Origin of the sequence: Roseateles sp. SL47 (assembly GCF_026625885.1) — a bacterium.
Lineage (GTDB): Bacteria > Pseudomonadota > Gammaproteobacteria > Burkholderiales > Burkholderiaceae_C > Roseateles.
In genome coordinates this window covers 4,729,401-4,742,665 of record NZ_CP113068.1, presented here as the reverse complement: position 1 = coordinate 4,742,665, position 13,265 = coordinate 4,729,401, and the positions used below count along the sequence as shown (strand labels likewise).

Annotated in this window: 11 protein-coding genes; 5 read left to right on the top strand and 6 right to left on the bottom strand. The window is 67.2% G+C overall.

The window, feature by feature from the left end:
- Positions 1–30: 30 nt before the first annotated feature.
- The 3 genes from OU995_RS20435 to OU995_RS20425 are packed head-to-tail and all read left to right on the top strand — an operon-like array spanning position 31 to position 2,746.
- Positions 31–1,335 carry a GNAT family N-acetyltransferase gene (locus OU995_RS20435; protein ID WP_267831956.1) on the top strand — a complete coding sequence of 435 codons (1,305 nt, stop codon included), beginning with the start codon at positions 31–33 and terminating at the stop codon, positions 1,333–1,335.
- 18 nt (positions 1,336–1,353) lie between these two features.
- The gene (locus tag OU995_RS20430) at positions 1,354–2,280 is read left to right on the top strand and encodes a S1 family peptidase (protein WP_267831955.1); all 927 of its coding nucleotides are present in this window, start codon (positions 1,354–1,356) and stop codon (positions 2,278–2,280) included.
- Between the two features lie 52 nt (positions 2,281–2,332).
- Positions 2,333–2,746, top strand: coding sequence for an HD domain-containing protein (locus tag OU995_RS20425; RefSeq protein ID WP_267831954.1), 414 nt, complete (start codon positions 2,333–2,335; stop codon positions 2,744–2,746).
- Between the two features lie 128 nt (positions 2,747–2,874).
- On the opposite strand, the gene OU995_RS20420 is transcribed toward OU995_RS20425, so the two are convergent.
- The 5 genes from OU995_RS20420 to OU995_RS20400 form a co-directional block, all read right to left on the bottom strand.
- The gene (locus OU995_RS20420; protein ID WP_267831952.1) at positions 2,875–4,257 is read right to left on the bottom strand and encodes a patatin-like phospholipase family protein; all 1,383 of its coding nucleotides are present in this window, start codon (positions 4,255–4,257) and stop codon (positions 2,875–2,877) included.
- 204 nt (positions 4,258–4,461) lie between these two features.
- On the bottom strand, positions 4,462–7,509 hold the full coding sequence (locus OU995_RS20415; protein WP_267831951.1) for an efflux RND transporter permease subunit: 3,048 nt from the start codon (positions 7,507–7,509) through the stop codon (positions 4,462–4,464).
- Positions 7,506–8,660, bottom strand: a complete 1,155-nt coding sequence (locus OU995_RS20410; protein WP_267831950.1) for an efflux RND transporter periplasmic adaptor subunit — start codon at positions 8,658–8,660, stop codon at positions 7,506–7,508. The genes OU995_RS20415 and OU995_RS20410 overlap by 4 nt, the downstream gene beginning before the upstream one ends.
- A 16-nt stretch (positions 8,661–8,676) precedes the next feature.
- Positions 8,677–9,507 carry a MipA/OmpV family protein gene (locus tag OU995_RS20405; RefSeq protein WP_267831949.1) on the bottom strand — a complete coding sequence of 277 codons (831 nt, stop codon included), beginning with the start codon at positions 9,505–9,507 and terminating at the stop codon, positions 8,677–8,679.
- Between the two features lie 56 nt (positions 9,508–9,563).
- Entirely contained in the window at positions 9,564–11,027 is a 1,464-nt protein-coding gene (locus tag OU995_RS20400; RefSeq protein WP_267831948.1) for an efflux transporter outer membrane subunit, read from the bottom strand.
- Positions 11,028–11,211: 184 nt separating this feature from the next.
- On the opposite strand from OU995_RS20400, the gene OU995_RS20395 reads away from it, so the two are divergent.
- The gene (locus OU995_RS20395) at positions 11,212–11,904 is read left to right on the top strand and encodes a response regulator (RefSeq protein ID WP_267831947.1); all 693 of its coding nucleotides are present in this window, start codon (positions 11,212–11,214) and stop codon (positions 11,902–11,904) included.
- A gap of 62 nt (positions 11,905–11,966) precedes the next feature.
- Positions 11,967–13,097 (top strand): sensor histidine kinase, encoded by a 1,131-nt coding sequence (locus OU995_RS20390; RefSeq protein WP_267831946.1) that lies wholly within the window; start codon positions 11,967–11,969, stop codon positions 13,095–13,097.
- Positions 13,098–13,104: 7 nt separating this feature from the next.
- Here OU995_RS20390 and OU995_RS20385 read toward each other — a convergent pair whose 3' ends face one another.
- Positions 13,105–13,245 (bottom strand): hypothetical protein, encoded by a 141-nt coding sequence (locus OU995_RS20385; protein ID WP_267831945.1) that lies wholly within the window; start codon positions 13,243–13,245, stop codon positions 13,105–13,107.
- Between the last annotated feature and the right edge of the window lie 20 nt (positions 13,246–13,265).

The window sequence follows — 13,265 nt, the reverse complement described above, 5'->3', positions numbered from 1 at the left end:
AGCAGGCTGCACCATCAGGGAGACGATCCTATGAGCCAGATTCGTCGCCACAGCTTGCGCAAGCGATTCCACCAGGGGCTGCGCAGGCTCTTCTCCACCTTGCCCAAGCCCTGGCGCTTTGCGGTGTACCGGCGCATGGTGGACTGCGATCCCGCCCCGAGTGAACGCCTGGAGCTGAAGGTTGCGGAATCGAAGGAGGAGCTGGACGCCTGCTTCCGCATCCTGCATGACGCCTACGTGGGCAGCGGCTTCATGAAGCCGGACCCCAGCGGATTACGGGTCACCATCTACCACTCGCTCCCCACCACCACCACTTTGTGCGCCAAATACGATGGCGAAGTGGTCGGCACGATTTCCATGGTGCGTGAGGGCGTGTTCGGCTTCCCGCTGCAATCGGTCTTCGACCTGGAAGGGGTGCGCGCCAAGGGGGGCATGGTGGCTGAGATCTCGGCCCTGGCGGTGGCGCCTGCGTTTCGCAAGACGGGTGGGGCCATTCTCTTCCCGCTGATGAAGTTCATGCACCAGTACTGCACCGAGTACTTCGACACCCGGCATCTGGTGATTGCGGTGAATCCGGACAAGATCGAGTTGTATGAAGCGCTGCTCTTCTTCAAGCGCCTGAAAGAGCAGACTGTCGACAACTACGACTTTGCCAATGGCGCGCCGGCGGTCGGTGCCACGCTGGACTTGCACGAGGCGGATGTCGTCTTTGAGCGTGGTTATCGCGGACGCAAGGCCCGCAAGAACCTGCACCAATACTTCTTCCGGCAATCGCTGCCCAACATCAAGCTGCCGGAGCGGCGCTATCACACGACCAACGATCCGGTGATGACGCCGGAACTGCTGGACCACTTCTTCAACAAGCAAGTGCCGGTGTTCACCCAGTTGCCAGACCGCAAGAAGGCGCTGCTGTGGTCGGTCTATCGCCAGCCGGAATTCCGCTATTTGCTGCCCATGCTGAGCGGCGGGGGCGAGGATCTGGGCCGTGCGCTGCGGCAGTACCCGCGTTACTCCATGCGCTGCCCCGGCCACATGGATGTACCGGCGGCCAACGGGCTGCCCGCCATCGGGTATGTGCAGTTGGATGTGATTGAAGTGTCGGCGCAGGGTTTCCAAGCCGAGTGCAAGCATGAGTTGCCGCTGAATGTGGAAGGCCGGGTGGAGATTGAACTGGGCCACAACACCCGTTCGCGACTGCTGGCGCACGCGGTACGAAAGCGGGTCACCGACCACGGCACTTTCTACGGTTTCAAGATTGAAGAACCGGACCGCAACTGGCGCAGCTTTGTCTCGGAACTGGAGATGGGCCAGACGGCCAGGGACCTGGCGGCCTGAACAGGATGGATGCAAGCAATGAGTGACATGGACGTTGACAGCGGCTGCTCGCGCCGATGGATGCTGGGGCGACTCGCCCGCTGGGTGGGAGTGCCTGTGTTGGCGGCGCCTGGGCTGGGCACCCAGGTCATGGGGGGGGCGTGGCTGCATCGGCCTTTGCTGACGCTGGGCGGCTCTGTGGCGGGCCTGAGCGCCGCGGCCTGGAGTGGCGATGCAAGCGCCCAGGAAATGTCCAACACGCTCCCGGACCTGATCGACAAAAGCCGTCAGGCGGTGGTGGCCGTTGGCACCTTCAGCGCCACGGACAACCCGCGATTCGGTTTTCGAGGCACCGGCTTTATGGTGGGGGATGGCAAGACCATCGTCACCTGTTCGCATGTCATTCCCAATCCGCTGGAGAAAGACTTGGCCATTCTGGTGCCGGGTGTGGCCAATGCGTCTGGTCAAGCTCAGCCACGGTCGGTGAAGCTGCTGCGGCGGGACGCTTTGCATGACCTGGCCCTGCTGGAGCTGGACGAGGGCAAACCGCTGGTCGCCACCTTGCCGCTGGCCACCGTGGATGACAGTGCCACGGCGGTGAGGGAAGGGGTGGCGGTGGCCCTGATGGGGTATCCGCTGGGGACGGCGCTGGGCGTTCAGCTGGTCACGCACCGCGGCATTGTTGCCGCCATTACCAAGGCGGCACTGCCGGCGCCCACCTCCAACAACCTCTCCGAGCGGGCCATCAGGCAATTGCGCGGGGGAGACATGGAGTTTTTGCAACTCGACATCACCGCCTATCCCGGCAATAGCGGCGGGCCGCTGATGGACATCCGCACCGGCAAGGTGGTGGGCGTGGTGAACATGGTGGCGCTCAAGAGTACGCGGGAATCGGCGCTGAGCGCGCCCAGCGGGATCAGCTATGCGGTGCCGGTGAAATATGTGTTGCCGCTGTTGACGCCTTGATTCGGGGGGCGATGCATTTCCAGAAAGCGCGTCGTGAGATACGCCAGATTGGTTGCCGCAGATAGAGCCTCATTGCGCGCATCATGGCTACCACTTCTTGTCATCAGAAGTCCGATGGGGAACGCCACTGCGTGAAGGGGCAGGCTGGCAGGAGGCGCGGCAGTCCCTGATCGATGTCTATTGGTCGGTTCTTGCGCCGCAAGGTCAGCCACAGTCCGCAGCCTTGAGCTTGCCGATGGTGAATTGGCTGGCGGGTCTGACCAGTGTGGCCGACTGGATCGCTTCCAACCCCGCGTGGTTCCCACTCGGCGAGCGTTGTGACGATTTGGCTGCTTATTACGCCAATGCACAAGAGCTGGCGCGAAACGCGCTGGAGCAGATCGGCTGGCGACCCCACCGTCCACTCCTGACTTCTGCTGAGGACGTTCACACCTTGCCGGATCGCAGTCGCGGCGTCCTGTTGTGATCCAGCCTTTCTTGTGGCGTTTCTGCAGGCGGTTGCGCCGCCGCTTGCATGCTCTCGGCGTTGGCCCTTCAGGCGGGCGCGCTGGCAGAGCCGGTGCTGGGGGCTTGGCGAGTTCCGGGCTCTAAAATTCAGTCCTGATGAGTTCCCGACACAACTTTTTGAAGCTTCCCGTCTATTGCCTGCAGGCTGTCCTTCAGCCGTTGAAAGTCCGGCGCATTGCGCAAGGTGGCGGTGCCGGCCTGCTGAAGTTCTCGCACGTCGACCGCCTCGATAGTAAAGGCCGTCGGGACGCGCAGGAGACTGTGGCGCATCTTGTCGTCCTGGACATCGTGCAAGCTGACGCTGATCAGGTGAAGTTCCGCATCCGCGGCGAACGGGCTGCCCGGCGAACCGCGACTGCGCTGGAGTTCTTCCTGCCAGCGCCGGTTGTCGTCGCTGAGCATCGCGAGCGTCACCTGGGTCTCGCGAGCCCCCGCACCGAACAACAGCGTCTCCATGACCTGACCTGTTGAAGGCACGCGGTCGCTGGCGTCGATGCGCTCGGCCAGGTCACGCTCCGAATTGACGGTCACCAGGATCAAACGGTGGATCGACGCGGGTGGGGCATCAGGAAAGGAGGACGCCATTGAACCGCCGGCCAGGAGCCGGTCGAGCATCAGACGGGCCCCCGTGTTGTCTGAGACACCGCCGTCGACCAGGTGAATGAATGGGCGGGCGCGAGCGTCTCGATAAGTCTCTGCAGTAGTGGCGAGCATCCGGGTGCGGTAGTCCGTTACTCCGTCCGCTCGTTGACTGGGCGGCGGTGACTGCGGGCATTGACCGGCGAAGTTCTGCAATGTCATCGGAGAGAGAAGGATCGGTACCGCGGAGGAGGCGGCGACCGCGAATGACAAAGGTGTTCGATCCAGGTCCGAGCAGATCAGCTTGAACTGTTCGTCCGTGAAATCGAAAGGCGCGCCGGTCGTCAGATCGGTGGCGGTCACCATCAGGTCCGGCGCGCCTGGTCTGGCCTTGAGATCGCCGAAGGTGCGGCCCTGATAGAGCTCGTCAAGTCGCTGCGCCAGGATGTGGGTCCGGCCGTACCACGGCGAGGTCAGGTGATAAAGCCGCTGGGGCTCGAACGCTTGCCGGATGAGCCCGGCCTCGAACGGAACCATCAGGAAATCGGGCTCGAAGCGGGACAGTGTCTTGTTCCCGAATGCCGCGAAATGGGCGGCGAGAATGCTGCCGCCGGACACGCCGCTGATCAGCGCCACCTGGTCCAGCAAGTTGGTGGCGTGCCCGTCGACCGTGAACTCCGTCGCGTGTAGTTCGCGCAGCACCCCGAGCCCGAACGCCGCCGCACGTGCACCGCCGCCCGACAGCGTGACCGCAACGACGACTGGGCGGACGACCGGCTGAGGGCTGGCAGTGGTGGCGATTGGAGCGGCGCTTTCCGGTGCTACAGGCTGCGGCGCGTTGGTCCACGGACGGAAACTGGAACAGGCAGTCAGGATCGCTGTCAGCGCCAACAATCCACTCCACCGTGCCGCATGGGCCAGAGGCCGACCGTGACCGTGACCGTGATGAGTCCCGTGGTGAGCCTCCGCAGCTCGATCCACAGTATGTGTTTCGCTCAGAAATCCCATGAAAACATTCCTCGAATGTTGGGCGTCCACGTCATCGACGTGGTTTCATTGCACGCCTTGGCATGCCGAGGGCAGAGCCTCGCATGTTTACGCTTTCCGCCAGCCGAAAAGCAGGTCATACAGCGCCGGAATCAGCCCGAGCGTCACCAGCGTGCCCAGCGCCAGTCCGCCGATCATTGTGATCGCCATGCCGGTCCACAGCGGTCCCGCGAACAGCATCAGCGGGATCAGGCCGACGATGCAGGTCAGCTTGGTCATCACGATCGGCCGCAGGCGCTTGACTGCCGCGGCAACGACGGCCTCGCGGCGGCCGAGACCAGCGGCGCGTTCCGCCTCGATGCGCTCCAGCAGTAGGACCGCGTTGTTGACGATGATCCCGGCCAGCGCCAGCAGGCCGAAGGTCGCCATGAATCCGAACGGATATCCGGTCAGCAGCAACGCGAGCGTCGCGCCGATCAGCACGAAGGGCACGCTGGCGACGATGATGAACAGCTTGCGGAACGAGTTGAACTGCCAGATGAAGAGCAGCAGGATCGCGATCAGCGCATGCGGCATGAACTCGAGCAGCGCCTGATTCGCCTCGGCCGAGTCCTCGATCTCGCCGCCCAGTTCGATACGGTATCCCGGAGGCAGGGCGATGGCGGCGATCCGCGGCGCGATCGCCTGCACCAGCTCGCTGGTGGTCCGCGTCGGGTTGTGCCCGGTGACGGTGAGCGTGCGCACGAGATTGCGACGCACGAGCGTCGACGGCTCGGTGTCGCTGGTCACCGAGGCGATGGCCGACAGGGCCACCGGCGCGCCGTCTGCGGACGGATACACCAGCGTGTCGGCGGGCGAGCCATCGGCGGCGCGTTCGGACGCGCCGCCGCGCAGCACGATGGGCGCCGACACGCCGTTGTCGTGAACGACCGACGCCGCGACGCCGCCGTAGCGCATCTGCAAGGCCCGGGCGACGTCGTCGCTGGAGACACCCGCCTGGCGCGCCCGCGCCTGATCGACCTGGATCACGCGCCGCGGCACGCGCGTCATCCAGTCGTCGTAGACATCGACGTTGCCGGGCACCGAGGCCAGCGCGGCCTGGATCTCGCCGCCGATGCGCCGCAGTTCCGCCTCGTCGGGCCCCGATACGCGATAGATTGCGACGCCGGCCTCGGTGCTGCCGAGCGAGAAGCGCTTCGGCTCCGCTCGCAGCTCGGGAAAGTGCACGCGCATGTGCCGCTTGGCTCGGGCGATGACGTCGTCGATCCGCGTCCCCGGCTGCACGCTGACGGTGAAGTACGCGACGTTGGCCGCCGGCAGCGGCGGATTCAGCCCGAGGACGATGCGGGGGCCGCCATCGGCCACATAGCCGATGCTGTCCACGACCTCGGGATTGGCGTTGCGGTCGGCCAGCCAGCGGCTCATCGCCTCGACGGTACGCAAGGTCTGGCGGGAGTCGCTGCCCGGCTGCAGCGTCACCGGCATCTGGAACTGCAGCCGGTCCGACTTGGGGAGGAAGTCGTATGGGATGTTCGACAGCACCGCGCCCGCCGCGAGCAGTAACGCGACCATGCTGCCGATGAACAGAGCCTTGTGATCGAGCACCCATCCGATCAGCGCGCGATAGCCGCGATAGAAGCGCGATCCGCCCTGATGAGGGGCACCATGAGTCGCCGGCACGTGGGCGAAGTACAGGCATAGCAGCGGCGTGACGGTGAGGCTCAACACCCAGGAGCCGAGCAGCGTCACCGCCAGCACGACCGCCAGCGAGCGCAGGTACTCGTTGGTGGCCGTCTGGCCGAAGAAGAAGGGGGAGAAGGCCAGCACGATCACCAGCGACGAGCTCAGCAGCGGCACCGCGAGTGTGCGGCCGGCCTCGATGCAGGCGTAGCGGCGTTCCTCGCCGGCGACGAGGCGGCGTTCGATGTCCTCGGCGATGACTATGCCGTTGTCCACGAGCAGACCCAGCGCCAGGATGATCGCCGCGATCGACACCGTCTGCAGCTCTACGCCGAGCGCGCGCATCGCGATCAGCGTGCCGAGGATGGTCAGCGGCACGATGGCGCCGACGATCAGTCCGGTGCGCCAGCCCAGGAACAGCATCACCACGGCCATGACGATGACCACCGTCTCGCCCATGACGTGATGCATCTTCCCCATCTCGCGCTCGACGACGTCGGCCTGGAAGGTGACCACGTGCTGCTCGAAGCCCACCGGGAGCAGGCGCTGGGTCTCTTCCAGCTTTGCCTGCAGCGCCTTGCCGAAGGCGGCGATGTTGCGCCCCTGGGCCATCGACACCGCCACGACAACCGCCGGCTGCCCTTGATAGACTGCGGCGCTCTCCGGCGGATCGGCCGGCAACACCTGAATCCGCGCCAGTTGGCTAAGCGGCACCTGACGACTGCCGGCGGCCACTGGCACCGTGACGAGGAAGTGGCGGAGATCGTCGAGGCCGCGGATCTCGCCCGAGGTCGCGACCGTCATGGCGAGCCCGGACGCCGAGATCAGCCCGCCGGGCGCGATGACGTTCTGCGCCTGCAGTTGCTGCGCGATCGAGGCCGGCGCCACGCCGGCCTCGACCAGGCGGGCGCGGTCGAAGTCGACGTAGACGCGATCCTCGCGCAGGCCGTAGAGCGACACATGCTCGACGCCCGGGAGCGCATAGAGCTGCTCGCGCAGCCGGCGGAGCGGCTCACGCATCTCGCTCATGCCGAAGCCTGGCGCCGTGACGGCGATCGACGCGACGGCGACGCGGCCGAAGTCGTCCTCGACGAACGGGCCCACCGTGCCGGCGGGCAGCTCGGCGGCGGCCTCACCGGCCTTGGCACGCACGCGCTGCCAGAGCGCGGGAAGATCGCTCACCCGGTCGTAGGCGGTGAGCTGCAGCACGGCGCTGCCGGGCCGCACGGTGGTAACAATCCGCTTGAGGTCGCCGATCTCGCGCAGGCGCTCTTCGGTGGGTTTGGCGAGCAGTTGCTCCACCTGCTCGCTGGGCATGCCGGGGAAGGCGACCGATACCAGCGCGTCGCGCACGGTGACGGAGGGCTCTTCCTGCGAAGGGAAATCCAGGAAGGTCGCCACGCCGGCCAACAGTAGCAGCACGGCGGTGAACAGGGTCAGCCGACTGGCCCTCAGGGCGGAGTGCGTGAGCTTCACAGGGAGCCTCCGTCGGCGAGGCGCGATGCCACGGGCAGCGGCTGGACCGCCTGCCCATCGCTCAGGAAGGCTGCCCCCGCCGTCACGATCTGCTCGCCGGGTTTCAGGCCGGCGCTGATGACGAATCGCTCACCGGCCATCGGGCCGAGGGTCACGGGGCGACGGGTGACGCGCCCGGCCGCCTGCTGATAAACGAAGACAGCGGCGTTGACGCCGCGGGCGTCGGCGATCACCGCCGACAGCGGCACCGTGAGCGCTCCGGCCTGGGCACCAGCGGGCACTCCGGCAGGCGCATCAATCAGGTCGAGCGACAGGCTGTCGCCGCTGCGCAGTGCGTTGGCCGCGCCCTGAAAGTCGAGGATCACCTGGGCGCTGCCGCCGCCATCCAGGCGCGACGAGACACCGCGCAAGCGCATCGAGAAGGGCTCGGCGGCACCGGCACGCCGCGCGCGCACCAACGCGCCCGGTTGCAGCCGGCTGGCGATGTCCCCCGGGAGGACGGCCACTGCCTGTGGCCGCCCGAGGCCCTCCAGCTGCAGCAAGATCTGGCCCGCCGCCGCATCGCCCTGCGGCTGTGCCAGCCGCGCGACCACGCTGCCGTCGAAGGGCGCGCGGATCTCGCTCTGATGCAGCGTGCGCCGCGCCAGCGTCAGGTCGGCTTCCGCCATCTGCCGCTGAGCAGCAGCGGCATCGAGGGCGGACTCCGCCGCCGTCAGCGTCGCGCGCGAGGTTGCCCCGTCATCGAACATGGCCTGCTGCTGCCGGCATTGGCTGTCGCGCACGCGCCATTGCGCGGCCGCGGCACGCAGCTGCGCCTCGGCCTGACGCAGCTTCAACAGCATCGGTGCCGGGTCCAGCCGTGCCAGTACCTGGCCCTGGCGCACGCGGTCACCGACCTCGACGGCAATCGCCGCAATGCGACCGCCCTGTTCGAAGGCGAGGTCGGCACGCTGCTCCTGCCGGACCATGGCGATGAAGCGGGTGTCGCTGCTCGCAGCGCCGATGCCGGCTGTCTCCAGCTTCACGGTGCGCGGCGCAGCGGGTGGCGCCACGTTCGCGCGGCCGCAGCCGGCAAGCACCGTGGCCGCCACCGCCAGCAGGCAGGCACTCGCGAAGCGGCGGGAAGGGTGTCTGCTCAAGGGCAGTTTCATCGTTGCTTGCATCGAATCAGAAGGCGTAGGTGACTGCCAGGGTGGTCGACACGGGATTGCGGCGTTCGACGACCGGGCTGTGTGCCGCGTTGTCGAGGTAATGCGTCCCGCGCAGTTCCAGCGATCCCGTCCAGTGCGGGTCGAAGCGGTGCTCCCAGGTGGCCGCCACGCTGCCCGCATAGAGGCCTCCACCGGCCTGGAAGGCGGCGAAACGGCTGCTGGCCGCCTGCGCCGCCGTGACGCCGAAGTACGCCTGGTTGTAGCGGCGGTCACCCCACAAGGCGTCGACGTCCAGCGTCACGTGTTCTCGCCCGGCCTTCAGAACGTCGTACTCGACGCCGGTGCGGTATCGATTCCGGCGCGCGCCATCGTGCAGCGCGAATTCCGCCTCGACGCTGGCCGAGAGGCCATGACCCAGGTCCTGCACGAGCAGGCTGCGCGTGGTCAGCGAGCCCCGCACGTCGCCCATGCCGGCAAGGCGGCGGTCGCCGGGGCGCCAGTCGCTGTCACGTTGCAGGCGCCCGAAGTCGTAGAACATCGACTGCGATCCATACAGTCCCCAGTCCGTCTGGAACTGCAGGCCGGCGCCGCGCGTCGTGTCGAGGAAAAACACGCCGCGCTGAACGACCAGCACGGCGGCCGGCTGCAGCCGCGTGCGGTCGGCGCCGGCGTAGCGTGGCGCGAACTGCGCCGCGGCGCCGACGGTGATCTCGGTCTTGTCGCCGAACAGCGGGGACGGCGTCAGACCATCTGCGGCGATGGCGGCGCCGGATGCGGTCATCGAAGCGACGAGTGCTACGCCGATGCGAGAAAGGACGAGGGAAATGCGATGAGACAGATGAGACATGGAGACTCCAGGAAGGCAAATATGGGGCTGATGTGCTGGACGCAGCAGGGGAAGGTTCAAAGGGAAGCGGCGGAGCCGGGCAGCGCGACGCCGTAAAAGGCGCGGAAAAGCGCCACCCGGTTCAGCGCCACGTCGCGCTGCGCCTCGAGCCGGGCCAGCGCTGATTGCCCGGCCACGATGCGCTCGGCCAGCAGGTCGGCGCGATCGACCCAGCCAGCCTCGGCGCGGGCGGTCGTGCGTTGCAGGCGGCGCTGCGTGCGATCGTCCTGATCGGCTTGACGGCGCTCGGCCTCACGCCAGGTGGGCTGCGCGTCGAGGGCCTCGAGCACTTCCCGGAACGCGCGTTGTACGGCCTGTTCGTAGCTGACGACGCCCGTCTCGTGCCGCAGCTGGGCCAGATTGAGCGCGGCCTGGCGACGGCCGTGGTCGAACAGCGGCAGCGTCAACTGCGGCATGAAGCTCCAGACACCGCTGCCGCTCGCGAAAAGACCACGCAGGCCGTCGCTGGCCGTGCCGATGCCGGTGCTGAGGCGGATCGATGGGAAGAACGCGGCCCGTGCGGCACCGATGTCCGCATGCGCTGCACGCAATTCGGCCTCGGCCTGCTGCACGTCCGGACGCTGAAGCAGCAGTCGCGAGTCCAGGTCGCGCAAGGCGGCCGGCTGGCTTGACGCGTGGGCCAGCGGCGCCAGCGGCCCCACCGGCACGACGTCCGATCCGGTCATCAACCGCAACGCGCGCAGCAGGCCGAGATGCGACTCGCGCGACTGCGCCTCGGCCACGGCCGCCCGGTCGTCCTGCGCCCGAAGGCGGTCGACGTCGTCGTTGGAGGCCAGGCCCACCGAGCGTTGACGCTGCCCGATGGCCAGCAGGTCCGCGCTGTGGGCATGGAGCGCTGCCGCCACATCGAGCGCCTGCGCCGCACTGCGTTCCAGGATGTAGAGCCGGAGCACCTCGGCGACCAGCGCGCCTCGCACCGCCTGTTGCCCGTGGGACGAGGCGAGATAGCGCTCGCGTGCCGCATCGGACAGCGACTTCAGCCGGCCGAAGAGGTCCAGTTCGTAGTCGTCGAGACCGAGGGTGGCCGAGACCAGCTTCTGGCCATACCGCGCGTCCTGCTCCGCGCTGTCGAAACGCTGGCGCGACTGGGTCGCCGAGAGGCCGACGCTCGGCCACCGATCGGTCTGCTGCAGCCGGTACTGGGCCCGGGACTGGGCGACCTGGAGCACCGCCAGCCGGTAGTCGGTGTTGGCCGCCAGCGCTCGTGCGACCAGGGGCACCAGATCGCGGTCGGGAGCCAACGCAGCGATGAAATCACGCTCCTGCGGTGTGAGAGCCACGTCCGGGCGGGTCTGCGTGCTCAGCGGGATTCCGTCGTCGGACAGGCGTGCCGGCACGCGCATCTCGGGACGCTGCGCAGGCGGGGCGAGGGCACATCCCGCCACAGTCAGCGCGATCAGGCCTGCCGCGGCCGTGCGTTGAACGCGATGCCCCCGGCGGAGGGCGAAGTGTGAAATCATGCGAGAGCGCTCGAAGGTGTCTATACCCCGAAGCTTCGACGAGGAGTTTCAAGGCACGTTCGGCGAATCATCAAGATTTCATCAAGGACCCTCGGAGATGCCACCCCTCATTCCGCCGTCGCCCCACCACCGTTGCTGTGTTTCCACGGCGTCTTTCCTTTCCTGAATTCGCTGACCCATCGTGATGACCGACAAGAAGGTGCTCGTCGTCGAGGACGACCTGGACAGCGCCAGCATCCTGGAGGCCTACCTGCGCAAGGACGGCTTCGCCGTGACGCTCGCGCATGACGGCCAGCGGGCCGTGTACCTGCATGCCGAATGGCGACCGGACATCGTGTTGCTCGACGTGATGCTGCCGCGGCTCAGCGGCATCGAGGTCCTGTCCAGCATCCGTCGTGCCGGCGACACGCCCGTCATCATGGTCACCGCCGTCGGTGACGAGCCTGACAAGCTCGGCGCGCTGCGTTACGGCGCCGACGATTACGTGGTCAAGCCCTACAGCCCCAGGGAGGTCGTTGCCCGCGTCCATGCGGTGCTGCGTCGCTCCTCGCCGACGCGAGTCACCGATGGTCCGTTGCGCCACGGCCGCTTGAGCGTCGACGTCGACGCCGTGGTCGCCGCGGTCGAGGCCCCGGACGGCAGTTCGCGCCAGCTGCTCGACCTGACCCCGACCGAGTTCAACCTGCTGGTGACGCTGCTCAGGACGCCGTTCAAGGCGTTCACACGGGGCGAGCTGCTGGAGGCTTGCCTGCCCGACAGCGACGCGCTCGAGCGCGTGGTCGACACCCACGTGCACAACCTGCGCCGCAAGCTCGAGCAGCAGGGCATCACCGGGGTGCTGGTCACCGTGCGGGCCGTCGGCTACCGCTTCCAATGATGCGGCGCTTGTTCTCGGGCCGCGCGGAGCCTATCCCCTTGTGGTTGTGGATGGGCTTGCGCATGAGCGCCCTGGCTTTTGGCGCCATCGTGGCCGTGGCCATCGGCATGTGGGGTTACTTCAGCCTCCACGACCAGGCGATCCTGAACCGCCTGCCGCCGACCGAGCGTGAGGAGATCCTTCGACTGCGCACGCAGCCCCAAGGCAACGAGGAACGCCTGTGGTCGCTGATCCGGCAGCACTATGCGGTCGAGCAGTTCGTGCCGGGTCTGTCCAATCCCGATTGGCTGATCGTCGGCGCGTTGGCCGTCTGCGAGCTGCCATTCCTGGTGCTGTTCGGCGTTCTCGCGTCGCGGACCCTGTCACGCCAGTTCGGGCAGGTGGCGCGGTCGGCTCGCCGCGTCGCGGGCGGAGACTTCCGCGTGCGCGCGACGGTCCATGGCGCACCGCCTCGCGAGATGGTCGAGCTGACGGGGGACTTCAACGACATGGCGGCCAAGCTCGAGCAATACGAGCGGGAGTTGAGCGAGTCCAGCGCCATGTTGGCGCACGAGTTGCGCACGCCGCTGAACGCCGCGATGGGACGTGTGCAGGGCATGCTGGACGACGTGTTTCCGCGCGATATGGCGCAACTGGCATTGGTCCACCGGCAGTTGGCACAGATCAATCGACTGGTCGGTGACCTGCATCTGTTGTCGTTGGCCCGAGCCGGGCAATTGCGGCTGGCGCATGAGCCGTTCAGCCTGTCCGAGCTGGTCCGCGAACGCGTGTCCTGGCTGGAAGTCGCGATGAAGGAAGCGGGCGTCCTCGCGACAACGAGCTTTGGCGGCGACCTCACCCTGCACGGTGACCGGGACCGCGTGGGTCAGGTCTTGCTCGTCCTGATGGAGAACGTGGTGAGGCACGCCGCCATGGGCGGCGTGCTGGAGATCCGGGCAACAGCCGTGGATCGGAGCGTGGAGCTGGTCGTGGCCGACCGGGGATCGGGCGTTGCCGACGAGGAGTTGCCGCGCCTGCTCGACCGGTTCTGGCGCGCGGATCAGTCCCGATCCAGGGACTCCGGCGGCTCGGGGCTCGGCCTCGCCATCGCGGAGGCGATCTGTCGTGCTCACGCGGGCACGCTGGTGTTGGCGCCGCGCGAAGGCGGCGGGCTGCGGGCTGTTGTCACGCTGCCGAAAAGGTTCAACGGCTGAGGGCGGATCAGAAGCCCATGCGGGTCAGGAACGGGCGGTGCTTGAGCAGGTCGTCGACATACTGGTAGCCCTGGCGAGACTCATTTTGTGCATCCTGCAGGCCGAGTTTCTTGCTGGCCGACCAGTCGCGGCTCTTGTAGACCTGCAAGGCTTGGCCGAGGCCGGGCG